18 protein-coding genes and 1 pseudogene are annotated in these 22,636 nt (G+C 74.5%); 10 read left to right on the top strand and 9 right to left on the bottom strand.

From position 1 onward, the window contains the following. Positions 1–38 precede the first annotated feature (38 nt). Both ACTFAP_RS03240 and ACTFAP_RS03235 read right to left on the bottom strand, forming a co-directional pair. Complete coding sequence (locus tag ACTFAP_RS03240; protein ID WP_500468182.1) at positions 39–1,667, bottom strand: phytoene desaturase family protein; 1,629 nt, start codon at positions 1,665–1,667, stop codon at positions 39–41. Next, positions 1,664–2,143 carry an SRPBCC family protein gene (locus ACTFAP_RS03235; protein WP_495683386.1) on the bottom strand — a complete coding sequence of 160 codons (480 nt, stop codon included), beginning with the start codon at positions 2,141–2,143 and terminating at the stop codon, positions 1,664–1,666. Before ACTFAP_RS03235 ends, ACTFAP_RS03240 begins: the two co-directional genes overlap by 4 nt. A gap of 208 nt (positions 2,144–2,351) precedes the next feature. On the opposite strand from ACTFAP_RS03235, the gene ACTFAP_RS03230 reads away from it, so the two are divergent. Both ACTFAP_RS03230 and ACTFAP_RS03225 read left to right on the top strand, forming a co-directional pair. Then, a complete protein-coding gene (locus ACTFAP_RS03230; protein ID WP_500468181.1) occupies positions 2,352–3,218 on the top strand; it encodes an aromatic acid exporter family protein in 867 nt (288 codons plus the stop codon). Next, positions 3,145–3,516 carry a hypothetical protein gene (locus tag ACTFAP_RS03225; RefSeq protein ID WP_500468180.1) on the top strand — a complete coding sequence of 124 codons (372 nt, stop codon included), beginning with the start codon at positions 3,145–3,147 and terminating at the stop codon, positions 3,514–3,516. Before ACTFAP_RS03230 ends, ACTFAP_RS03225 begins: the two co-directional genes overlap by 74 nt. 99 nt (positions 3,517–3,615) lie before the next feature. On the opposite strand, the pseudogene ACTFAP_RS03220 reads toward ACTFAP_RS03225, so the two are convergent. Continuing rightward, a pseudogene (locus ACTFAP_RS03220) lies at positions 3,616–3,810 on the bottom strand (flavodoxin family protein); the annotation flags it as partial. On the opposite strand from ACTFAP_RS03220, the gene ACTFAP_RS03215 reads away from it, so the two are divergent. Further along, complete coding sequence (locus ACTFAP_RS03215) at positions 3,809–6,229, top strand: molybdopterin oxidoreductase family protein (RefSeq protein WP_500468179.1); 2,421 nt, start codon at positions 3,809–3,811, stop codon at positions 6,227–6,229. The pseudogene ACTFAP_RS03220 and the gene ACTFAP_RS03215 sit on opposite strands and share 2 nt — an antisense overlap. Next, a complete protein-coding gene (locus ACTFAP_RS03210; protein ID WP_500468177.1) occupies positions 6,226–6,684 on the top strand; it encodes a hypothetical protein in 459 nt (152 codons plus the stop codon). The genes ACTFAP_RS03215 and ACTFAP_RS03210 overlap by 4 nt, the downstream gene beginning before the upstream one ends. Positions 6,685–6,799: 115 nt before the next feature. On the opposite strand, the gene ACTFAP_RS03205 is transcribed toward ACTFAP_RS03210, so the two are convergent. The 3 genes from ACTFAP_RS03205 to ACTFAP_RS03195 all read right to left on the bottom strand — a co-directional run bounded on the left by ACTFAP_RS03205 (position 6,800) and on the right by ACTFAP_RS03195 (position 8,973). Beyond that, entirely contained in the window at positions 6,800–7,864 is a 1,065-nt protein-coding gene (locus ACTFAP_RS03205) for an NAD-dependent epimerase/dehydratase family protein (protein ID WP_500468176.1), read from the bottom strand. Positions 7,865–8,013: 149 nt separating this feature from the next. Then, a complete protein-coding gene (locus tag ACTFAP_RS03200) occupies positions 8,014–8,340 on the bottom strand; it encodes a plasmid stabilization protein (RefSeq protein ID WP_495683381.1) in 327 nt (108 codons plus the stop codon). Between the two features lie 96 nt (positions 8,341–8,436). Beyond that, a complete protein-coding gene (locus tag ACTFAP_RS03195) occupies positions 8,437–8,973 on the bottom strand; it encodes a CGNR zinc finger domain-containing protein (protein WP_495683380.1) in 537 nt (178 codons plus the stop codon). A gap of 138 nt (positions 8,974–9,111) precedes the next feature. Here ACTFAP_RS03195 and ACTFAP_RS03190 point away from each other — a divergent pair, with 138 nt between their 5' ends. Further along, positions 9,112–10,389 (top strand): MFS transporter, encoded by a 1,278-nt coding sequence (locus ACTFAP_RS03190; protein ID WP_500468175.1) that lies wholly within the window; start codon positions 9,112–9,114, stop codon positions 10,387–10,389. 502 nt (positions 10,390–10,891) lie between these two features. Here the strand turns inward: ACTFAP_RS03190 and ACTFAP_RS03185 are convergent. Next, positions 10,892–11,266 (bottom strand): DUF4259 domain-containing protein, encoded by a 375-nt coding sequence (locus ACTFAP_RS03185; RefSeq protein ID WP_495683378.1) that lies wholly within the window; start codon positions 11,264–11,266, stop codon positions 10,892–10,894. A 231-nt stretch (positions 11,267–11,497) separates the two neighbouring features. On the opposite strand from ACTFAP_RS03185, the gene ACTFAP_RS03180 reads away from it, so the two are divergent. Beyond that, positions 11,498–11,905, top strand: a complete 408-nt coding sequence (locus ACTFAP_RS03180) for a YciI family protein (RefSeq protein WP_390120115.1) — start codon at positions 11,498–11,500, stop codon at positions 11,903–11,905. 8 nt (positions 11,906–11,913) lie between these two features. Next, the gene (locus tag ACTFAP_RS03175; RefSeq protein WP_500469386.1) at positions 11,914–13,089 is read left to right on the top strand and encodes an RNA polymerase sigma factor; all 1,176 of its coding nucleotides are present in this window, start codon (positions 11,914–11,916) and stop codon (positions 13,087–13,089) included. Between the two features lie 94 nt (positions 13,090–13,183). Here the strand turns inward: ACTFAP_RS03175 and ACTFAP_RS03170 are convergent, their stop codons facing one another. After that, a complete protein-coding gene (locus tag ACTFAP_RS03170) occupies positions 13,184–14,638 on the bottom strand; it encodes an alpha/beta hydrolase (RefSeq protein ID WP_500468174.1) in 1,455 nt (484 codons plus the stop codon). A 362-nt stretch (positions 14,639–15,000) separates the two neighbouring features. On the opposite strand from ACTFAP_RS03170, the gene ACTFAP_RS03165 reads away from it, so the two are divergent. Then, positions 15,001–15,765, top strand: coding sequence for a methyltransferase domain-containing protein (locus ACTFAP_RS03165; protein WP_495683376.1), 765 nt, complete (start codon positions 15,001–15,003; stop codon positions 15,763–15,765). Between the two features lie 50 nt (positions 15,766–15,815). Here ACTFAP_RS03165 and ACTFAP_RS03160 read toward each other — a convergent pair whose 3' ends face one another. Further along, complete coding sequence (locus tag ACTFAP_RS03160) at positions 15,816–18,593, bottom strand: AAA family ATPase (protein ID WP_495683375.1); 2,778 nt, start codon at positions 18,591–18,593, stop codon at positions 15,816–15,818. A gap of 131 nt (positions 18,594–18,724) precedes the next feature. Between ACTFAP_RS03160 and ACTFAP_RS03155 the strand changes: the two genes are divergently transcribed. Together ACTFAP_RS03155 and ACTFAP_RS03150 are read left to right on the top strand one after the other, a co-directional pair. Then, positions 18,725–21,499: a helix-turn-helix transcriptional regulator gene (locus ACTFAP_RS03155; protein WP_500468173.1), complete on the top strand. Its 2,775-nt coding sequence runs from the start codon at positions 18,725–18,727 to the stop codon at positions 21,497–21,499. A gap of 136 nt (positions 21,500–21,635) precedes the next feature. After that, the gene (locus ACTFAP_RS03150) at positions 21,636–22,625 is read left to right on the top strand and encodes a polyprenyl synthetase family protein (protein ID WP_500468172.1); all 990 of its coding nucleotides are present in this window, start codon (positions 21,636–21,638) and stop codon (positions 22,623–22,625) included. The last annotated feature ends 11 nt before the right edge of the window (positions 22,626–22,636 follow it).

Here is a 22,636-nt window from a genome sequence, read left to right as displayed (position 1 = left end):
GGGCGGACCCTCGCCGGGCGCGGCCCTCCCGCGCTGCCTCAGCCGGGCTTCGTGGGGCGGCGCCGGCCCCGGCGGGCCAAGGCCCGCCGGGCGGCGGTCACCACCCGGGCGGTGCTGCCCGCCTGCAGCGCGGCCCGGGCGGCGTTGGCCCCCGGCGCGCCGTGCACGCCGCCGCCCGGGTGGGCGGAGGCGGAGGCGAGGTACAGGCCGGTCACCGGGGTCTCGGGCCGGCCGGTGCCCGGTACCGGCCGGAACACCAGCTGCTGGTGGAGGCCGGTGGTGCCCCCGTTGACGGCCCCGCTGCGCAGGTTGGCGTCGGACGCCTCCAGATCGGGCGGGCTCAGCACCCGGCGGGCCGCGATCAGCGCACGGAAACCGGGCGCGTACCGTTCGACCTGCTCCTCGACCCGGTCGGCCATCAGCTGCCGCTCCCGCCGGTCCCAGCGTCCGGTCAGGCCCTGCGGGCCGGCGTCCGCGAGCACGTGGTGCGGCACATGGGTGTAGGCCCACGCCGACTCGGTGCCGGCGGGGGAGCGGGAGGGGTCGGCGGTGGTCATCTGGCCGAGCAGCAGGAAAGGCCGGTCGGGAACCTCGCCCATGGCCAGCTGGGCGGCGAAGCGCGTGAGGTCGTTCACACCGTCGGCCACATGCACCGTCCCGGCCGAGGAGGCCGCCCCCGCGCTCCAGGGGATCGGCCCGGTGAGGGCCCAGTCCACCTTGAAGGTGGCGAAGTCCCACTGGAAACGCCGCAGATCCGCCAGCAGCCGGCCGGGCAGCTGCTCCCGTCCGACCAGGTCGAGGTAGAGCTGTGGCGCCGTCACGTCGGCGAGGATCGCGCGGCGCGCGGAGACCGCCGTCCCGTCCGCCGTGCGCACGCCCACCGCCCGTCCGCCCCGCACCACGATCTCGGTGACCCGCTCCCCGCACCGTACGGTGACGCCGCGCCGGCTCAGTCTGCGGACGAGCGCCGCCGTCAGCTCGCCCGACCCGCCCACCGGTACGGGGAACCCGTAGCTCTGGCCGAGCATCGCCATCAGCCAGCCGAAACCGCCGCTGCCCGACGCCTCGGGCGGCAGATCGGCGTGCAGCGCACTGCCCGCCAGCAGCAGCCGGCCGCCCTCGCCGTCGAACTCCTCCTCGCCGAGCCGCCGCACCGGCAACAGCAGGCGCCGCGCCACCCGCAGCCCCTCGGCCGCGCCCAGTCCGAACGCCAGCCCGGCCGCGGCACGCACCGGGGGAAACGGGGTGAACAGGGCCGCCAGCAGGTTCTCCCGCATGCCGTCCCACAGGGCGCTGAGGTCCTCCCACGCCCGTCCGTCGCCCGCGGCGAACGTGTCCAGCCGGGCGGCGGTGACCGCCCGATCGCGGTCCAGCACCGCACAGCGCCCGTCCGCCAAGGGGTGGGCGAGCACCTGCGGAGCATGACTCCAGCGCAGCCCCTCCCGCTCCAGCCGCAGCGCCCGCAGCACGGGGGAAGCCGCCGCCAGCGGGTAGAACGCGCTGAACCGGTCGCTCACGTAATCCGGGTGCACACCACGGTCGCTGCGCACCGCCCCGCCCGGTTCCGGCTGCGCCTCCAGGACCTCCACGGACCAGCCGGCGTCGGCCAGCAGATTGGCCGCGACGAGTCCGTTGGGTCCGGCCCCCACCACGACGGCGTCCGTCATCGCCCCCGTGCCCTGGAGCCGGGCCGGTGCCCGGACGGCAGCGGCGCCCGCTCGTCCACCAGCCGTTCCAGCCGGGCGAGCATGCCGCGGTGCCGCACCTGCTGCACCGCGTCCAGCACGGCGTTGTGCACCGTGCCACCGAAGCCGCGCAGCGGGTGCTCGTCCATGATGACCAGGGTCTCCTCGCCCCACGGGCGGATGTCCAGGGAGATGCGCGCGGTGCCCAGCCGCCCGCTGTCGACCTCCAGCTCCAGGGCCCGCGGCGGCTCGCAGCGCCGCACCCAGGTGCGGCCGTGCAGATCCTTGCGGCCGAGCCGCACGGTGTAGGCCAGCGCGGAGCCGACCTGGGGCCACTCGCCCTCCGCCGGTGCGGAATCCTTGGTGCCGACCACCCAGGCGGCGTACTGGGAGGGGTCGGCCAGCACGTCCCACACCGTGTCGGGGGGATGGGCGATCAGTCGGTGCCGTACGGCCATGGATGCCTCCAGACGCCTGGGCGAGCGGTACGGAGCCTGCTCTCACGGGTGCCGCGCTGTTCCCTTTGGGGGAGGGCGCCGCGTTCTTCCTGTACGGATGGAAGCACTTTCCGGGGCGCGCGGCAGCTCGGAGGGGCGGTCGGACGGCCCCGCCGCGCACGTTTGCCGCCGGTCTCGCGGGGCAGTCGAGGTGGCTGTGAGGAGGCGTGTGCGGAAGGACGGGACCGGACCCGTCCACGCGGTGACGGTACGGGTCGCGGTGCTGCGGGACCGGCTCCGGCAGGCCGTGCGCGGGCCCGGCTGGGAGCGGGAGGACCTGCTGCTCCAGCTGAAGACGGTGGCCGCGGCGGTGGCCGCCTGGTCTCTCGCCTCGTGGCTGCTGGCGCCGGGCGTCGCCACCTTCGCCCCGTTCACGACGCTGCTGGCCATCCAGGGAACGGTGCACCGCTCGATCCAGCAGTCCTGGCGCTATCTGGCGGCCGTCACGCTCGGGGTGGTGCTGGCCGCCGTCTTCGGATCGGCCGCGGGACGCACCGCGTGGACCCTGGCCGTGCTGCTCCTGGTGGCGCTGGCTCTCTCCCGGGCGCAGCCGCTGGGCGCCCAGCGGCTCCAGGTGCCGGTCACCGCCCTGTTCGCCTTTTCCACCGGCAACGGGGAGTGGGACTACGGCGCCGGGCTGGCGGCCGCGGTGCTGATCGGGATCGGTTGCGGCCTGGTGGCCGTCGTGGTGCTGGCGCCGGCGGTGCACCACCGGGACGCCGACCGGTCCGTCGCGTACCTGGCCGGGCGGGTCGGCGATCTGGCGGCCGGGGTCGCCCGCAATCTGCGCGAGGGCGGACCGGAGAGGCGGAGACCCGTGCCTGGTGGGACGAGGCGCAGCACTGCGGACCATGGCCCGTCAGGCCCGGGCGACGGTGGAGCTGGGCGAGGAGAACGTCCGGCTCAATCCGCGGCGGCTGGTGAGCGGCGGCCTGCTGAGCCTGTCGGATCACCACGGCCGGGTGACCGCCCTGGAGCGGGCCTCCTACCAGCTGGAGTCGGTCGTCCGGGGGCTCGACTACGCGGCCGGGCGTGACAACCGGCCGGCGCTGGCCGGCGACTTCCTCCTGCCCTTCGCCGGATTGCTGGAGGACATCGGCCGGGCGGCGCATCAGCTGGGCGAGAGCGGTTCCGCGGCGCCCGCCGGAGCGGGCCCGGATCCGGACGGCGGGCCGGTGGCCGGTGGCCGGCGCCGGGCCGCCGAACTGGCGGGCAACAGCCGCCGGGCAGACCTGCGGGCACCGGGCGAATGGCCGCTGTACGGTGCGCTGCTCACCGATGCCCGGCGGGCCCTGGACGACCTGGCCCGCGCTCCCGGCCCGCCCTGGACCTGACGGGCGCGGCGCGCCGGACCGGCCCGGCCCGCCCGGACCTGACGGCGGGGCGCTTCAGGAGGGTGGCGGGCCCAGCGGGTTGGCGGCCAGGGCCTTGGCGGTGCCGGCCAGGTTGGCGTCCATCCGCTCCAGCACCCGTTGGGCCACCGAGGACGGCCGGCCCAGCCAGGTGGGCGACGCCATGATGAGGATCTCCGAGGACAGCACCCGTTCCCGGACGCCGGGCCAGTCGTCGCCCTCTCCCATGTCGCTCTCGACACCGGGCGGGAGGTTCAGGTCGACGGCGCGCACCATGTACGGTCCCGGCGAACGCTGGCCCGTCCGCGTCGACTCCTTCTTCGCCGAGGGTGTTGGCCCCGAGGACGTCGACCGCTGGGTCCCCACCGCCTCACTCCTCCATTCGAACGGCGATGCCATGGACATCGCGGTCCGCGACGGCCGGATCGTCGGCGTGCGCGGCCGGGGAAGCGACCGGGTCAACCACGGACGGCTCGGCCCGAAGGACCTCTACGGCTGGCAGGCCGGTGCCTCCGGGGACCGGCTGACCACGCCACTGATCCGGGTCGAGGGCGAACTGGTGCCCACCGACTGGGACACCGCCATGGACCGGGTGGTGCGGCGCACCCGCCGGCTGCTGGACGAGCACGGCCCGTCCGCCCTCGGCTTCTACACCACCGGGCAGCTGTTCCTGGAGGAGTACTACACCCTCGCCGTCATCGCCCACGCCGGCCTGGGCACCCCGCACCTGGACGGCAACACCCGGTTGTGCACCGCCACCGCCGCGGCGGCCCTGAAGGAGACCTTCGGCTGCGACGGGCAGCCCGGCTCGTACACGGACATCGATCACGCGGATGTCATCGCGCTCTTCGGCCACAACATGGCGGAGACCCAGAGCGTGCTGTGGTCCCGTGTCCTGGACCGGCTCGCCGGGCCCCGGCCGCCGCAGATCGTCTGCGTCGACCCCCGGCCCACGCGTGTCGCCGAGGTCGCCACCGTGCATCTGGCGCCGCTGCCCGGCACCAACGTCGCCCTGATGAACGGGCTGCTCCACGAGATCATCGCCCAGGACTGGATCGACCGGACCTACCTCGACGCCCACACCGTCGGCTTCGACGAACTCCGGGCCCGCGTCGCGGACTGCACCCCCGAGGCGACGGAGCGGATCTGTGACGTCCCGGCCGCCGACATCCGGCGGGCCGCCCGTGTGCTGGGCCGCGCCCGCCGGTTGCTGTCCACCGTGCTCCAGGGCTTCTACCAGTCGCACCAGGCGACCGCCGCCGCCGTTCAGGTCAACAACCTCCATCTGCTGCGCGGCATGCTGGGGCGTCCCGGCTGCGGGGTGCTCCAGATGAACGGCCAGCCCACGGCCCAGAACACCCGCGAGTGTGGTGCCAACGGCGATCTGCCCGGCTTCCGGAACTGGGCGAACGACGCGCAGGTCGCCGAACTCGCCCGGATCTGGAACGTCGAGCCGGACCGTATCCCGCACCACGGCCCGCCCACCCACGCGATGCAGATGTTCCGCTACGCCGAGCAGGGCTCCCTGCGCCTGCTGTGGATCTCCGGCACCAACCCGGCGGTCTCCCTCCCCGAACTCGCCCGGGTACGCGCGATCCTGGGCGGCGAGGGCCTGTTCACCGTGGTGCAGGACATCTTCCTCACCGAGACCGCTCGTCTCGCGGACGTGGTGCTGCCGGCCGCCACCTGGGGGGAGAAGACCGGAACGTTCACCAACGCGGACCGCACCGTGCACCTTTCCGGCAAAGCCGTCGAACCGCCCGGTGACGCCAGGCCCGACCTCGACATCTTCCTCGACTACGCGGCCCGGCTCGGGCTGCGCGACCGCGACGGCGGCCCGCTGGTGCGCTGGCACGATCCCGAATCGGCCTTCCGCGCCTGGCAGGAGTGCAGCCGGGGCCGGCCGTGCGACTACACCGGGATGAGCTACGCCCTGCTGCGCGAGCACGGCGGCATCCAGTGGCCGTGCGACGCACGCAACCCGCGCGGGACCGAACGGCTGTACGCGGACGGCCGGTTCTTCAGCTCGCCCCAGGAATGCGAGAGCTACGGGAAGGACATGGTGACCGGCGCGCCACTGGAGCCCGTCGAATACCAGGCGCTCAACCCGTTCGGCAAAGCCGTCATCAAGGCCGCCGGCTATCTGCCGCCGCACGAGACCACCAGCGACAGCCATCCCCTGTGGCTCATCACCGGGCGCACGCTCTACCACTTCCACACCCGCACCAAGACCGCCCGCGCCCCTCCACTCCAGTCCGCCGCGCCTGACATGTGGGCGGAACTCTCCGCCGCCGACGCCCGGCGGCACGGCGTCGAGGAGGGCGACCAGGTCGAGATCACCACCGCACGCGGCAGCGTCACCGCCGCCGCCCGCATCACCGGTATCCGCCCGGGCGTCGTCTTCCTGCCCTTCCACTACGGCTACTGGGACACCCCCGCCGGCGACCGCCCCGACGGCCGGCCCCGTGCGGCCAACGAACTCACCCTCACCGACTGGGACCCGGCCTCCAAACAGCCCCTGTTCAAGACCGCCGCCGCCCGCGTGCGACGGCTGGCCCCCGCGCAGGCCCCCGCCCCCGCACCGACCACCACCGCCTCGGCGCCCCTCGCCGCCGGCGTACCCGCCACGGCGGGTGGGCCGACGGCGCTGGCCGGTGCCCAGCTCACCGTCACGGCGGGAGGAGAACCCCGGTGAACCTGACTCCCTTGCTGCACGCGCTCCACCAGGCGGAGAACGCGCTCGCCCAGCACCTGCTCGAGGTGGCCGGGCGTCACCGGGCCGAGCACGAGGTGCACCATGTGGCGCGGGACCTGGCCGGCTGGTCCCGCCGGCACGCCGAGGCGTTGGCCGAAGCGACCGGCTCCGGCCCGGACGGCCACGTGCGGCGCGTCCCCGGGGACTGCCACCCCAACCCCGTGCTCGAGGCGGAGGCGGGGCTGCGTCTCCTGCGCGATCTGCGGCAACTGCATCTGCACGCCGCGGCCGTGTCCGTCGACTGGGAACTGCTCGCCCAGGCGGCGCAGGCGAAACGCAGGCCCGAACTCCTGCGCCTCGCCCAGCAGTGCCACCCCGACACCCTGCGGCAGGTGCGCTGGGCGAACGCGCAGTTGAAGGTCCTCAGCCCGCAGCTGCTGACCGCCACCGCGTGAAACGGGGCCGTCGCCCGGCGGCGCCCGCGGCGATGGCGGGCCGGGCCTCCCCGGGCCGGGTCAGCCCAGCCCGGGGAGCACGCGGGTGCGGTGGAACTCGAAGAATGCGTCGCGGTCACGGCCGCCGGCCGATGCCGGTGGCGAGCTCGTGCAGCCGGCCGCCCGGTGGGTGGGCGTCCAGGGGCGGCGTGGGCCCGCCGGTGTTGTGCCGCAGTCCCTCGATGACGTCGCGCAGGGTTTCCTCGGCGTCGCGCCGCGGCTGCCAGCCCAGGATGCCGTGGGCGCGGGAACAGTCCATGACGGGCAGCCGCAGGAGAGTGTCCAGCAGCCCGGGAGAGGCGGGTGTCAGCCGGCCGTGCCAGGCGCCCGCCATCACGGCACGCAGTACTCCCGGCGGTACCTTCAGCTTCCGCGCGTGGAAGATCCGGGAGAGCTGGGAGGGGTCGATCACCGGGTCGGCCGCGAGGTTGAAGGCCCCGCGGACGTCCCGGACGAGGGCACGCCGGTAGGCGTCGGCGGCATCGTCGGTGTGCAGGACCTGGAAGCGCAGCCCGTGCACGTCGGGGACGACGGGGCTCAGCTCGGGACGTGCGAGCGGGCCGAACAGGAGCGGTCCGATGAAGTAGCGGCGCTGCTGCGCCGCGGAGGACCGGGAGAACAGGAAACCGGGGCGCATCCGGACCACCCGGGTGTCCGGATGCTCCGCCTCGAACGTGTCCAGCATGCGTTCCACATAGGCCTTTTCACGGCTGTAGGCCGCGGTGGGCCAGCCGTGCGTGGGCCAGCTCTCGTCCACCGCGTGGTGGTCGCCGGGCCCCGGGGAGTAGGCGGCCACCGAAGACGCACAGATGAGGGCGGGGACGCGGGCGGCGGAGACCGCTCTGAGGACGCGGGCCGTGCCCAGCACATTGGTGCGCCAGGTCTCGGCGGGGTCCCGGGTCGGCTGGATCAGCCAGGCGAGGTGGACGACGGCGTCGGCTCCCCGGAAGAGTTCGGTCAGCGAGGGCCCGTCGCCGTCGGCCAAGCGCAGGTCGCACCGTTTCCAGACCGTCTTGTCCGCCTCCCAGTGCGGCAGTCTGCGGGCCAGACCGGTGAGGGAGGTGACGGCGGGTTCCGCGGCCAGGGCCCGGATGACGGCACTGCCGACATTGCCGGTTGCGCCCACGATGACGACGCGCATGAGCTGGTCTTCCTTCCGAGGGGGCCGATGTCCGGTCGATCGCCGGGCCGCCGGGTACCCGCCGCGCGCCGCGCGAACCCGGCCGACCGGGGCCGTACGCCGACCGTACGCTCCCCGGCCGCACGTCGGTCGGCGCGGCGGTGGGCGTTTCAGCGGCCGAGCGCCTTGCGCAGCTGCTCCTTGTCCATGGAGGAGCGGCCCTCGATCCCGCGCCGCTTCGCATCCGCGTAGAGCTGGTCCTTTGTCGGCCCCTGGGAACCGCTGTGTGAACGACGCCCGCCTCGCTCGTAGGCCGACTTGGGGTCCTGCGTCGAGACCTTGCTCTTCGTTCCGGACTCGCCGGACCGCGCCCGCTGTTTGTTCACCGTCCGTGAGGCGATTTCCTTGGCGCGCTTCTCGGAGGTGCCGCGCTTCTCCGCGCCCTCCTTGATGTGCTCGTACTGCCGCTCTCGCTTCCGGCTGGATCCCGCAGGCATCCCTGTGTTCCCTCCGTCAGGTGGTCGCGTGTGATCGGCGCGGGTACCCGTCACGTCAGGGACAAAACACCTCGGATCGCCCTGCGGCGGCCGGGGTCAGTCGCCGGTGGGCCTGCGCTGCCGGTAGGCGCGGGATTTGGCGCGGTCGCCGCAGGACTTCATGGAGCACCAGCGGCGGCTGCGGTTCTTCGTGGCGTCCCAGAACGTCTCGCGGCAGGTGTGTTCCGCGCATGACTTGAGCCGGGCGGCCTCGCCGGTGGTGACGAGTTCGTGCCAGGCGATCGCGAGCGTGACCAGGGGCGTGTGGAGGGTCGGCAGGCCGGGCGGTTGGAGGAGGGCGCCGCCCGTGGTGAGCAGGACCGGATGCTCGGCGAGTACCTGGTCGGCCGCGGTGGTGCGGGCGGGGTCGGGAGGGGCGGCGTGAGCGGCGAGTTCCTCGCGGATCCCGGCGCGCAGGGCGAGATAGGCGGCGTGCGACGTGTCGGAGAAGCGGCCGGGGGAGTCGAGCAGGCCCCGGTCGGTGAGCCAGCCGGCTAGGTCCGCCGGGGTGGCGAGCGCGTCGGTTCCGGCGTGGATGTCCAGCGTGTTGGCGAACTCCTGCACCAGTCCGGCCGAGGCGGGCTGCTCCAGCATCGCGGTCTTCCTTTCGGCGCGGGTGGGTGTGGCTCGCTCTCCATGTTACGGGCTAAGCGCTTTGCCGGTTGCGCGGTCACGCGCGGTCGTGCCACAGTAACGTCACCTGCTAAGCGTTTAGATGGTGAGGGGATCGTCATGGCCGCGCTCACAGCCCGCAGGAAACGGACCGACGCGCCACCGGAACACCCAGCGCTTCCCCAGCACCCAACGCCTCCGGCCCCCCGCAACACCGCCGTGCTGGTCGGCTTCACCGCCGTGACCAACCTGGCCGACGGCGTGGTCAAGATGGCCCTTCCGCTGCTGGCCGCCCAGCGCACCGACGCTCCGCTGCAGATCACGGCGGTGGCCCTCACGTTCACGCTGCCGTGGCTGCTCTTCGCGCTGCACATCGGCGTCCTCGCCGACCGGGTCGACCGCCGCCGCCTGCTGTGGGCGGCCAACGCGCTGCGCATGGCCGCGATGGGAGGACTCACGGTCTCGGCGGCGGCCCAGGGCCCGTCCCTGCCCCAGCTCCTGGTGGCGGGCGCCGTCCTCGGCATCGCCGATGTCCTCGCCGCCACCTCCGCCTCCGCCCTGGTCCCCGCCGCCGTCCCACCGGCCCGCCGCGAGCGCGCCAACGCCTGGATGGTGGGAGCGGAAACCGTGGGGCAGGAGTTCGCCGGACCCTTCGTCGGCGGGCTGCTGCTGGCCGCCGGAACCTCCCTCGCCCTGGGGCTCACCGGCGCCGCCTACGCGCTGGCCGCCCTCTCCCTGCTGCTGCTCGCAGGACGCTTCCGTCCCGCGCCGCCCCCGTCCGGCACCGTCGCCGTGCCGACCCGCCGCAGGATCGCCGAGGGACTGGGCTTCCTGTGGCGCGACCCGGTCCTGCGGACCCTGTCGCTGGTCGTCGCCGTGCTCGCCTCCGTGTGGGGAGCCTGGCTCGGGCTCATGCCGCTCCATGCCACGACGGCCATGGAGCTGGGCCCGCGGGAGTACGGCGTTCTGCTCAGCGCCCTGGGTGTGGGCGGGCTCGTCGGCGCGGCCTCGGTGACCTGGGTCAACCGGCTCCTCGGTGTCCGCCGGGCGATGCTCGCCGACCTCCTGGGCACCGCCGCGATGGTCGCTCTTCCCGCCCTCACCACCAACATCTGGGCGGTGGCGGCCGGGGCTCTCCTCGGCGGGACGGGTGGCACGCTGTGGTCGGTCAACGCCCGCACCCTTGCCCAGCGCAGGGTCCCCGATGCGATGCTCGGCCGCTACAGCGCCGCCGCCCGGATGTTCACCTTCGGCGCGATGCCCGTGGGAACCGCCCTGGCGGGAGTGCTCGCCGCGGCGGGCGGCCCGCGTCTGGCCTTCGGGGTGTTCGCCGCCGCCGCGCTCGCGACGCTGCTCCCGTTTCTGAAGTACCTCACCGGCGCGGCTCTCCGATCCTGAGCACCACCGTCGCGGGCCGGCCCACCGCGATCGCCTTCACCGGCGACCAGGCGTGCGGGTGACCAGGCGTACGGGCACCGCTCGGAAAATCTGACACTGCCGCACCCGCACATGTCTCGCTAGCGTCGGGAACGGCGATACGGGCGGCGCGGTGCCACGTTCCGGGGCTGGTCCGTGTCGTCCCGCACACTCGGCACCGACGCGTCCTCCCCCTTCGCGTCGGTCCGACGGGCTCGTTTCGCACCAGGGTTCACAGGAGATCGGACGTGTTGGCACGCATATCGCCGCCGGACCGGCCGCCCCGACCGCCGTGACCGAACTCGACTCCTCCCACTCGCCCTTCCTGTCCCAGTCCGCCGCACTCGCCGCCGCGATCGCCGGCGCGGTCTCCGCACTGACCCCCCTGCGGCGAGTGGCGTAGGCACCCGGGACAACGACGTCGTCCGCCCGTCACCGAGTTCGGTCACGGCGGGCGGGCGGGCGGGCGAACGGCCGGGGTGGGCTAGGCGGCGCGTTCGGCTGCCGCCCCGGCCAACTGGTCGAAGGTGCGGACCAGCACGGCGCGGCGTTCCTCCTTGTACCCCCGCGAGGGTTCCAGCTCGTCGATGGTCCGCTCCCAGACGGCCATGAAGTGCGTCTTCCACTTCTCCACCAGCTCCGGGCGCAGCGGCGTGTCGGAGGTGTGGCCGGCCCGGATCAGGACGTGCAGCAGCTCCAGCTGGCACGGCACGGCGACACCCCAGTACTCGTCGGGCTCGACGGCGACCGGATCCCCGTCCATGACCTCGGCAACCTCCGCGACGAGCTGATCCATGAAGGAGGACAGATAGTCCCTGGCGGTGTCGCTCTCGAAGTTTCCACTGCCCCACGTGCCCACGGTCTCTCCTCCGCCTGGTGGTGTCCCATCACGACGGGGCCATCGAAGCAGGGAGCACTGACAACGCGGGTGGGGGAGGATCACCGCCGGGTCCGGGTCCGGGTCCGGGTCCGGGTCCGGGTCCGGGTCCGGAAAAGAGAGCCGGACGGTGATGTCGAGAACCCGTGTCCGGCTCCGTCCCCGGGGTGAACGCGACCACAATGGGTCGCACGCGCACCGAGGAGAACCACCATGGCCAAGTACCTGCTGCTGAAGCACTACCGCGGCGCCCCGGCCGCCGTCAACGACGTGCCGATGGACCGGTGGACCCCCGAGGAGATCTCGGCCCACATCCAGTACATGAACGACTTCGCCGCCCGCCTGGAGAGCAGCGGCGAGTTCGTCGACGGTCAGGCACTCGCCCCCGAGGGAGCGTGGGTCCGCTACGACGGTGAGGGGCGCCCGCCGGTCACCGACGGCCCGTTCGCGGAGACCAAGGACCTCATCGCCGGCTGGATGATCATCGACGTGGACAGCTACGAACGCGCCGTCGAGCTGGCCGGAGAACTGTCGGCCGCCCCGGGAGCCGGCGGCAGGCCGATCCACGAGTGGCTGGAGGTTCGCCCGTTCCTGACCGCGCCGCCCACCGTCACCGAATGACCTCATCGCTGGACGAGGCCCTGCTCAGGAGCCTCATCCCGGGCGTCATCACCGTCCTCGTCCGCCGCGGAGCCGACTTCGCGGCGGCCGAGGACGCCGTGCAGGAGGCGCTGATCGAGGCGCTCCGCCGCCGTCCGGCCGACTCCTCCCCTGACTCCGCCGGCCCGGCGGAGCCCCTGCGGGACGCCAAGGGCTGGCTGATCACGGTGGCCTGGCGCAGGTTCCTCGACGCGACCCGCGCCGACACCGCACGACGCCGGCGCGAGGAACTCGCCGACGAGGAACCGGCCCCCGGGCCCGCGCCCGCCGTGGACGACACGCTCCAGCTCTACTTCCTGTGCGCCCACCCGTCGCTCACCCCCGCGTCGGCGGTCGCCCTCACCCTGCGCGCCGTCGGCGGCCTCACCACCCGCCAGATCGCCCGGGCCTACCTGGTGCCCGAGGCCACCATGGCGCAGCGCATCAGCCGCGCCAAGCGCACCGTCTCCGGCGTGCGGTTCGACCGGCCCGGCGATGTCGCCACCGTGCTGCGCGTCCTCTACCTCGTCTTCAACGAGGGCTACTCCGGCGACATCGACCTCGCCGCCGAAGCCATCCGCCTCACCCGGCAGCTCGCGGCCCGCGTCGACCACCCCGAGGTCGCCGGGCTGCTCGCCCTCATGCTGCTGCACCACGCCCGGCGTGCCGCCAGGACCGCGGCCGACGGCAGCCTGGTGCCGCTCGCCGAGCAGGACCGCGGGCGCTGGGACACCGTGCTGATCGCCGAGGGGGTGCGGATCCTGCAGGCGGCGCTCGCCCGCGACCGGCTGGGCGAGTTCCAGGCCCAGGCCGCCGTCGCGGCGCTCCACGCCGACGCGCCCACAGCCCGGGAGACCGACTGGCCGCAGATCGTCGAGTGGTACGACGAGCTGACGCGCCTGACCGACAGCCCGGTCGTCCGGCTCAACCGCGCGGTCGCCGTCGGGGAGGCCGAAGGCCCGGACGCCGGCCTGGCGGCGCTCTCGGGGCTGGACGCCGCACTGCCCCGGTACACGGCGGTGGCGGCCCACCTCCATGAGCGCCGGGGCGACCTGGCGACGGCGGCACGGCTGTACGCCGAGGCGGCCCACGTGGCCCCCCACCTCGCCGAGCGGGACCACCTCACGCGCCAGGCCGCCCGGCTCAACGCCCGCCGACAGCGCTGACGGGCCCTGCCCGGGCCCGCGGCGAGCCGGTCCTCGCCCCCGGGGCCCGGGGTGGTCGCCGCGCCGGGCACGGCGCACGGCGTGCCCGTTCCCGTTACGCGCCCGGCTCCGCCGCGCAGGCGAGGTCCCCGGACGGGCGTTCCCCGGAGGTGAGGAACGCCGTCGCCGCGTCCTTCGCGCACGTGTTGCCGCCGAACGGGTAGACACCGTGCCCGCCCTGGTCGGCGGTCACCAGCGTGGCCCGGTCCCCGAACGCCCGCCGCAGCTCCACGGCGCCGGCCAGCGGTGTTCCCGGGTCGCGCTCGTTCTGCACGATGAGGACGTTCGAGGGCCCCCGGTCATTGATGCGTACCGGCGGCTCGACCCGCTCGGACGGCCAGAACGCGCACGGACCGATGCTCGCGGTGGACCCGCCCAGCATCGGGTACCTCATCCGGTCGACCGCGACGTTGCGCTGGTACTCCCGCACGGTCCCCGGCCAGCGGGAATCAGCGCAGATCACATGGAGCCGGGACGCCATGAGGTTCTCCAGGTCCCCCGACGGCGGCGGCAGAGCGGGCGGCAGCGGGCTGTCCGTGTCGAGGCCCTGCCACATCTCGGCCAGCATGGGCATCAGTGCGTCGCTGTAGAGGTATTCGAAGGTGAGGGCGCGGAACATGGTTCCGTCGACCCCTGCGACCGGCGCCGCCTCCAGCCGTTCCGCGAGCTCGAAGAACGTCGCGCGCATCTGTTCCGGGGTGCTGCCCAGGCCGTACTCGGGGCGGGCGGACGCGAATGCCGCGAAGTCCGGGAAGCGGTCCTCCAGCCCACGGGCGAACTTCCGCATGGCGGTGACGTCGTAACCGCCGGGCCCCAGGCCGCTGTCGAGCACCATCCGGTCGCCGCGGTGCGGGAACATCGTCGCGTACACCGCGCCGAGGTAGGTGCCGTAGGAGGCGCCGAGGTACGAGATCGTCTGCTCGCCGAGCGCTGTGCGGATCGCGTCCATGTCGCGCGCGGTGTTCGCGGTGGTGGTGTGCGGCAGCATCCACGCGGTCTCGGAGGCGGCGCAGCTCTCGGCGACGGTCCGCGCGTATCCCGCCTCCCGCGTGACGTCGGCGGCGGTGTGCGCGTACGGGGCGAAGGCGCCGCGCTGCTGCTGTTCCTCCGTCAGGTCGCAGGTCACCGGGGTGCTGTGGCCGACGCCGCGGGGGTCGAAGCCGATCAGGTCGTAGGAGTCCAGCACCTCCTGCGGCAGCCCCGCGGCGGCGAGCACGGCGGGGTAGCCGAGGCCCGGGCCGCCGGGACCGCCCGGGTTGGTCAGCAGCACGCCGCGGCGCTGTGCCGGTTTCTCGCTCGCCAGCCGGGAGAGGGAGATCTCGATCCGTCGTCCGTCCGGGTCGCCGTAGTCCAGCGGGACGTCGAGCGTCGAGCACTCCAGACGGGGCGCGGCGACCTCCTCGGGGCACCGGCCCCACCGCACAGGGTCCGGTGTCGCGGCCACCGCCGCCCCGGGCAGGGCGGTCGCCACCACGAGGGCGGCGAGCGCGAGGGACAAGGTTCTGGGCATCGGGATGTCCTCCTCGGAGCGCGGGGGCGCCGGAACGGGCCCGCTCGGCACGACGGCCGCCGGCCGTTCGCCCGGACCGGCACGCCGATCCGGGCGCGTTCGCGCCGGCCGCGTGCGGCCGGAACGGCCACGTTTTCCACGGCACGGCCCAGTGTTCTCGCCGCGCCACCGCGCCAGTAGTGACAAACGTCAGCGCCCGAGCGGGGCGAGACCGCCCCGGACACGCCCGGGGGCACGCGTCCGCCGACTCGCCCAGCCGGTACGGGACGGTCGCCCCGCCGTGTCGGGCGGGGGCGGCCCGGCATCCGGTGCGGGCCCGATAACCCGTTGCCCGGGGGCGGGGGTTCTCCTAGCCTCCGGGGGTGGTCGACAGCGGATACGAGGAGTTGGTCACCGCCGCGATGGCGGCCCCGGTCGGGGGCTGGGACTTCGGCGCGCTGGCCGGGCGGGTACGGGGCTCGGATCCGTCCTGGTCCTACCCGCGGGCGGCCCGCGCCCGCCTCGCCGGAGCGGAACGCCTGCTGGACATCGACACCGGCGGCGGTGAACTGCTGGCCGCGCTCGGGCCGCTGCCCCGGCACACCTGGGCGACCGAGGGGTGGCCACCCAACCTCCCCGTCGCCCGCGCGCGGCTCGAACCACTGGGGGTCACCGTCCTCCCGGCCTCCGACCCCGAACTCCTGCCGCTGCCCGACGCGTCGGTCGATGTCGTGCTCAACCGCCACGGGCGGCTCGCCGCCCGAGAGATCCGGCGGGTGCTGCGCCCCGGGGGCACCGTGCTGACCCAGCAGGTGGGCAGCGAGGACTGCGCCGGGCTGAACGACCTGCTCGGCGCCCCGCCTGCACATCCCCCGGGCAGCTGGACCCTGGACACCGCCCGCGCGGCGCTCGCCGACGCGGGTCTGGAGCCGGTGCGGGCGCAGGAGGAGCACCCGGTGCTCTCCTTCCACGACATCGGCGCCGTCGTCCACCACCTGCGCCTGGTGGCGTGGCAGATCCCCGACTTCGGCCCCGCGCGTTACGACGCGGCGCTGCGCCGCCTGGATCGGCGGATCCGTGCGGAGGGACGTCTGGACGTACGGGCCCACCGGTTCCTGATCGCCGCCGACCGGCCCCGGGGCGCCTGACCGGCCGCCCACCGCGCGCGCCCCCACCGCACCGCGCGGCCCGGCGCGTCTCACACGGTGTAGTCGCCCGTCAGCATGGCCGAGGCCAGCTCGACGCGGGAGCGGTAGCCGGCGCGCTTGAACAGCCGCGTCATACGGCTCTCCACGCTCTTCTCGCTGCACCCGAGCGCGACCGCCATCTCCCGGTTGGTCAGGCCCTCGGTCACCAGCACCGCCAGCAGCCGCTCGTTCTCCGCCATCGTCGCGCTGCGGCCCGGCACCGGCACCCCCCGCTCGCGCATCAGATTCCGCAACTGGGCCTTGCGCAGCAGCGCGTCGAGATCGCCGTACACCGCGTACGCCTCCCGCAGCAGGCCCGGGTCGGCCTGCCCGTGGCGGACCACGGTGACCAGGGTGTCCGCCAGTTCCAGTGGCTGGCCGCGGTGCCGGGCCAGGGCCACCGCCTCCGCCGCGGCGGCCGGGTTGCGGTGCGCCATGGAGGTGGCGATCAGATGGCACAGCCGGCTGCGTTCGGTGCCGGTCAGCTCCGCGACCCGGGCAACCTCCCGCGCGCAGCGCCTGGCCGCCGCCGGGTCGCCCGTGTTCAGCTCCACCTCGGTCCTGCGCAGCCACAGTTCGTCGGTGCCGACGACCAGGCCCAGCCGCTCGGCCAGGGCGAGCGCGTCGGTGATCACCCGGTGGGCGCGCTCGGTCGCCCCCAGGGACTGTTCCTGCTCGGCCTCGGGCCCGGCCAGCAGATGCAGCAGCAGGGAGTGCACGGTACGGGCGTTCTCGATCACCGACCTGGCCTGGGTGATCCGGCCGCGCGCGCCCAGGATGACGCTCATCTCCCGGGACGCCATGGTGTGGCTGGTCAGGTCGCCGACCCACGCCCCGGTGGCCAGGGCGCGCCGGGCGAGGTCCAGCGCCCGGTCCCAGTGCCCGGACTGACTGGCCGCCACCACCTGGTCGGGCACGGGCCGGTACCCCGAGGGCAGGCCGTACGTCTCCAGTAGCCGCTGCGCTGGGGCCAGTTCGCCGAAGGTCATCAGGGTTCTGGTGAGCCAGGACAGCCGCTGGAAACGGTGCCGCGGCCCCCGTTCCCACAGCGGCCACCGGGTCGGATCGGCGACGGCCCGCTCGAAGTCCCGGGGCCGGCCCAGGAAGGCGTGCGAGATCTCGTCCAGGATCTGGCCCACCCCGGCCACGAAGTCGTTGTCCGCGCTCCACTCCTGCCGGGTCGCCGCCAGATGGTCGGCGGCCTCCTGCCACCGCTCCAGGTGGCACAGGGCGTTGTACCTGCTGATGATGCGGTGCCCCGGGCCGCCGGGGAGCGTGCGCCAGCCCTCGTCGGCGAGTGCGGTGAGCGCCGCCTGGTCGGACATTCCGGCCAGCGAGACGATGTACACCATCTCCATTTCGAGCAGGTTCTCGTCGGTCACCAGGTCCGCGTACCGCGACAGCACCGCCCACGCGCTCTCCGCGGCCTCCGCGTGGCGCAGATGGATGGTGCAGGTGGAGGCGTGCACGAGCAGGACCCTGGCCCGCAGTTCGGGTTCGGTGATCAGGTCCAGGGCGGCCCGCAGCCAGCGTTCGGCGGAGTGGCCGTCCTCCAGCATCGCGGCGCTGCCGTGCGTGAACAGTTCCTCGGCGGCCCGCGCCGGGTCCACGAACCGGCCCGCCGTGACCAGGTGTTCGGCGAGATAACAGCCCTGGGCGGTGGCCGTCCCCGACCACACGGCGGTGACGGCCAGCTGGGAGAGCCTGCGCCGTTCGTACTGCCCCAGGCAGGCGGCCAGCGAGGACGCGTGCAGCGGCAACCGGAACCGCCAGTGCCCGGGCCGGGGCCCGTGGCACACCAGCCCCTCGGCGCGCAGTGACTCCAGCGTCGCGCGCACCTCGTCCTCGCCGGTGTCCAGCGCCTCGGCGATCAGCCCGGTGGCGGCGGAGCCCAGCGGGTGCAGCACCGCCAGCGCCTTGACCACCGGCCACACGGGCGCGCCGAGAGCGCGCAGATGCTCGACGCAGGGCAGCCCGGGGGGCATCTCGGGCGGCCGGTCCGGCGAGGCGAGATAGGCGTGCCGGTCGACCACGCGCAGCGACCCGGCGCGCCGGTACCCCGCCACGGCGCCGAGCGCGGCGGAGGGTACGCCGCGGCAGTCCCGGCGCAGCCGTTCGGAGAGCGAGGCGGACGGGGTGGCCTGCAGTTCGTGCGCGACGAGGGTGTCGATCTCCCGGGCGTGCAGCGGGCGCAGCGGCACCACGTGCACGAGTCCGGCGGCCCGCAGCCGCTCCAGCGCGACCCGGTCGTGCTCGGTGACGGCGGGCAGGGTGCGGAAGCTGCACACGAAGGTGACCGGACTGCCCGCCAGCGAGCGGAGCTTGGGCAGCAGCACCGCGCGCGAGGCCGGGTCGGTCCAGTGCAGATCGTCGATCAGCACGAACAGCGGCTCTCCGGCCGTGACGGCGGCCCGCAGCACGGCCGTCAGGTGCCGCCCCGCCTCCGGATGCGGCACCGGGGCAGCGGTGTGGGTCGCCCGGCGGGCGTCGGCGCCGCGGTGCAGGGCACCGAGTTCGGCGGACAGCCGGGCAGCCAGGGAGTAGGGACGGTCACGTTCGTTGCGTGCCACCCGCAGCGCCAGGACGTGGTGGCCGCGCTCGGTGAGCCCGTCCCGGACGGCGGTGAGCACCGCGCTGCGTCCGATGCCCAGGGGTCCCGTGACCAGGACCAGCGGACCGCTGCCGGGCGCGGTGGCGGTGTCGATGACGCGGGTGACGGTGGTGGTGCGGCCCGGCAGCCCGTGCGGGGGCCGGACCGTGGTGACCTGATCGGGCAGGCTGTCGATCACCCGGGCAGCATGCCCACAGGTTCGCCGCGCATTCGCACATCTTCGACCTGTAAAGCCTTCTGCACAATGAGAGTTCGGCCCAAAAGGCGCCCCCGGGCCGAGGTGTGACATCCCCCCACAAGGAGGCGGCCGTGGCCCGAGACCGTAGCGCGCTGGTCGGAAGGGAACGGGAACTGACACTGCTGCACGGGCTGCTGGCGGCGGACGCCGGCTCCCTGGTCGTGCTGCGCGGTCCGGCCGGAATCGGCAGATCCGCGCTGCAGAAGGAGGTGGGCCGTGCCCTGCGCGCGCGGGGGGTCCGGGTGCTGCCGGTGCGGTTCGGCGCCGGGCAGGGGGAGCGGGGCGCCGACGACACCTACGGGATCGCACCGCTGGTGCGCAGCGTGCGCGACCGCTTCGAGGAGTTCGCGGACGCGCAGCTCGCCGACGTGCTGCAGCCGGTGGCCCGGCTGAGCCAGAGTCCGGGCGGGGACGCGCGGGGGTGGGCGCCTTCCATGGTGGGTGAACTGGGCGCGCTCTTCGAGCGGATCGGCCTGCGGGGGCGCACCGCGCTGCTCGCGGACGACGCGCACCTGGTGGCCGAGCCGGCGCCGGTGCTCGCCGCCGCCCGCCGCTGCGGCTGGCCCGTGCTGGTCACCTGTGAGGAGGGCACCGAACACGGCCCGGGCGTGGCCGAGTTGTTCACCGCCGCCGACCGGGTCATCACCCTCGGGCCACTGGCCGACGCCGATGCCGAAGCGCTGGTGCGCCGTACGGCAGGTGCCCGGCTGGACGAGGCGGTGCCGGAGGCGCTGCGCACGGCGCTCGGGCCGCTGTTCACACACCCGGGCACCTTGCTGAGCACCCTGGCCGACCTGCGGGAACGGGGCCGGCTGACGGTCTTCCGCGGTCGGCTGTGCCTGCGCGCGCCCGCCGAGCCCATCGCGTTGCCCGACGGTCACCCGCTCTTGCGCCGGGCCGCCTCGCACGGCCCGCTCGCGCCTTGGCTGGTGTCCTCGGTCGCCGTGTGGGACGGCATCAGCGTGGACGATCTGCCGCTGCTGGCCGAGACGATCGGCGCGGATCTCGCGGCCTGCGGCCGTACACTCGACCGGCTGATCGAGGCGGGCGTCCTGGTCGCCGACCCGGCGGGCCGGGTGAACTGCCGCTGCCCCGCCCTGGCGGCAGCCGCCGTCCGGCGCACGAAGGTCTTCTGGGGCGCCGGGCTGCACGCCTCGATCGCCGAACGGCTGCTGGCCCGGCAGCGCGGCGGCGGCGGGGTGGATCCGGTGGCGCTGGCCGACCACATCGCGCGCGGCGGGGCGGCGGTGGACCTCGGCGAGGACATGACCGGCCGGCTGCTGGACCTGGCGGCGGCCACCGCCGGGGAGGAACCGGAGCGGGCCGCCCTGCTGTGCGCCGCCGCGCTGCACCGCCTGCCGCCCACCGCGCCCGAACACGCCACGGCGCTGACCACCTTGCTGACCCTCGTCGTGCGCACCGGGCAGTACGCCCTGCTGGGTGATGTGCTGAGCGGCTACCCCGATCCGGACGGACCCCAGGTGCCCGACGGGCCTCAGGTACCGGCCGCCGCACCCGCCCCGCTGGCCGAACTCCGGCTGGCCGCCACCCTCGTCGCCGTGCACACCGGAGAGCCGCCCGCCGAGCCGGCCCTGCGGTCGCTGCTGGACGAGGAGTTGCCCGGCGGCGGCCGGATCGGCTTCGCGCAGTGGTGGTTCGGCCGCCGGCTGACGGCCGGCGGGCCGCCGGAACGGCAGGCGTCGATCCACTGGTCGGGCGTCCCCGGCCTCATCTCGCCCGACGAGATGGAAATGCTGAGCGCCGCGCTGTACGGGGACGCCGAGGCCTGCGAACGCGCCTGGCGCCGCGCGGGCCGCCCCGCCCCCTCCCCGGAGCTGGACGCGCTGCACGACGCCGCGGCCGTGCTGGACATCGCGACCGTGACCCGGATCGTCCTCGGCGACCGCTACCGGGTGCCGGAGACCGGCCCGCTGGGCGTCTACCAGCGGGTGGTGCGCAGTCACCGCGACGCCGACTGGTCCCAGGCCATGTCCGCGGTCCGCGAGCTGGAACTCTCGGGCCACACCGACACCCTGGTGCACCACGCGGCCCGGCTGTTCGCCGCCGACATCTGCGCCGCCCGGGGCGAGTTCCGGCAGGCGGCGGAGTGGCTGGCCGCCGCCGCGCCCGCCCCCCGGCTCGCGGCGCTGCGCGCCTGGGCGCGGATCGGCCTGTTCAGCCGGATGGGCCAGGACCGGCGGGCGGTGCGGCAGGCCAGGAAATTCTGCCGGCATCTGCACCGGGCCGGGCTGCGGGTGGGGATGGACCCGCTGCTCATGCGGGCGGTGGGGATCGCCGTCTACGTCGACGACCACGACAGCGCCGCCTATCTGCTGGAGCAGACCGAGCAGTTGCACCGCGACGGCGGCCGCACCCTGATGACGGAGAGCGTCCATCTGGCGCGGGGCCTGGTACGCCCCGACATCGTCCATGCCCGGGTCGCCACCGGCCTGGCACGTGACCGTGGCGACAAGGCGGCGCTGCTGGACTCCTGCCTGGTCGTCGCCCGGTTCGCCGAGGACCCCCGGCCGTGGCTGCGGGAGGCGCACGACGTGGCCACGCAGTGCGGCGCGTCCGTGCTGCTGGAACGCATCCGCGCGGTCACCAGGGAGCGCGGGGTACCCGCCCCGCGCGCCCGGGGCCGGCGCGGGCCCGCCGCCGGGACGGAGGCGGCCATCGTCGAGCTGATCGGCGCGGGGCTGACGAACCGTCAGATCGCGCAGCGGCTGGGGATCAGCGAGAAGACCGTGGAGCACTATCTGACCCGGCTGTTCGCCCGCACCGGCTGCCGCTCCCGGGTCGAACTCGCCGCCGCCAGCCTGGGCGGACGGCTGCCCGCCCCCTGACCCGCGCACCGGGCCCGCCCCTCGCCGCCGGGCCCCGCGGCACGCCGGACCAAAGATGCCAACCCGTGGTCCCTCTCGGGACCAGCTCGGCACACCGTACGGACACCCCCAGGGCCCCGTCCCTACCGTCGATGCCATGACCGACATCGATGTGCCCCAGGTCGCCGATCCCGAGGTGGCCGCCATGGTGCGAGCCGAGGTGGAGGACCGCTGGCCGCTCGGCGTTTCGGGCCTCGACGAAGTGGTGCGGTACGGGCTGGTCCCCTTCGGCAAGATGATGGGCCCCTGGCTGCTCATCCGCTCCGCCCTGGCGGTCGGGGGTGACATCGCCCCCGCCCTGCCCGCCGCCGTCGCCCTGGAGTGCGTCCAGGTCGGCGCCATGATGCACGACGACATCATCGACTGCGACGCCCAGCGCCGCAGCAAACCGGCCGCGCACACCGTCTTCGGTGAGCCGACCGCGATCGTCGGCGGCGACGGCCTGTTCTTCCACGGCTTCGCCGCCCTGTCCGAGTGCCAGGAGGCCGGCGCCCCCGCCGAGCGGGTCGCCCAGGCGTTCACCGTCCTGTCCCGGGCCGGACTGCGGATCGGCAGCGCGGCCCTGCGGGAGATCCGGATGAGCCGCGAGATCTGCTCCGTCCAGGACTACCTCGACATGATCGCGGACAAGAGCGGGGCCCTGCTGTGGATGGCCTGCGGCGTCGGCGGCACGCTCGGCGGCGCGGACGACACCGCCCTGAAGGCGCTCAGCCAGTACAGCGACCAGCTGGGCATCGCCTACCAGATCCGGGACGACCTCATGGCGTACGACGGGACGCGGGCCGGCAAGCCCAACATCTCCGACGTCCGCAACGGCCGGCCCACGCTGCCCGTGCTGCTCGCCCACGAACGCGCCCCCAGGGAACAGCAGCTGCGCATCGAGCGGCTGCTCGCCGACACCGCCGCACCGGCCGCCGAGCGCTACCGGGCCATGGCCGATCTGGTCGGCGCGTACGACGGGGCGCAGGCCGCCCGGGAGGTGTCGCACCGCCACGTACAGCTGGCCACCCAGGCGCTGGAGACCCTCCCGCCCAGCCCGCACCGCGACGCGCTGGAGGACCTCACCGTGCCGGGCCGCCTGGTGTAACGCGCACTCAC

The organism is Streptomyces sp. PH9007, from assembly GCF_059813725.1.
The sequence above is the reverse complement of the archived record's forward strand: the minus strand, read 5'-3'. Positions and strand labels throughout refer to the sequence as shown.

Excerpts from the sequence above, each read along its gene's own strand:
- ACTFAP_RS03240 (WP_500468182.1), bottom strand. The coding sequence starts at position 1,667 with ATGACGGACGCCGTCGTGGTGGGGGCCGGACCCAACGGACTCGTCGCG.
- ACTFAP_RS03235 (WP_495683386.1), bottom strand. The coding sequence starts at position 2,143 with ATGGCCGTACGGCACCGACTGATCGCCCATCCCCCCGACACGGTGTGG.
- ACTFAP_RS03215 (WP_500468179.1), top strand. The coding sequence starts at position 3,809 with ATGTACGGTCCCGGCGAACGCTGGCCCGTCCGCGTCGACTCCTTCTTC.
- ACTFAP_RS03205 (WP_500468176.1), bottom strand. The coding sequence starts at position 7,864 with ATGCGCGTCGTCATCGTGGGCGCAACCGGCAATGTCGGCAGTGCCGTC.
- ACTFAP_RS03200 (WP_495683381.1), bottom strand. The coding sequence starts at position 8,340 with ATGCCTGCGGGATCCAGCCGGAAGCGAGAGCGGCAGTACGAGCACATC.
- ACTFAP_RS03195 (WP_495683380.1), bottom strand. The coding sequence starts at position 8,973 with ATGCTGGAGCAGCCCGCCTCGGCCGGACTGGTGCAGGAGTTCGCCAAC.
- ACTFAP_RS03190 (WP_500468175.1), top strand. The coding sequence starts at position 9,112 with ATGGCCGCGCTCACAGCCCGCAGGAAACGGACCGACGCGCCACCGGAA.
- ACTFAP_RS03180 (WP_390120115.1), top strand. The coding sequence starts at position 11,498 with ATGGCCAAGTACCTGCTGCTGAAGCACTACCGCGGCGCCCCGGCCGCC.
- ACTFAP_RS03170 (WP_500468174.1), bottom strand. The coding sequence starts at position 14,638 with ATGCCCAGAACCTTGTCCCTCGCGCTCGCCGCCCTCGTGGTGGCGACC.
- ACTFAP_RS03150 (WP_500468172.1), top strand. The coding sequence starts at position 21,636 with ATGACCGACATCGATGTGCCCCAGGTCGCCGATCCCGAGGTGGCCGCC.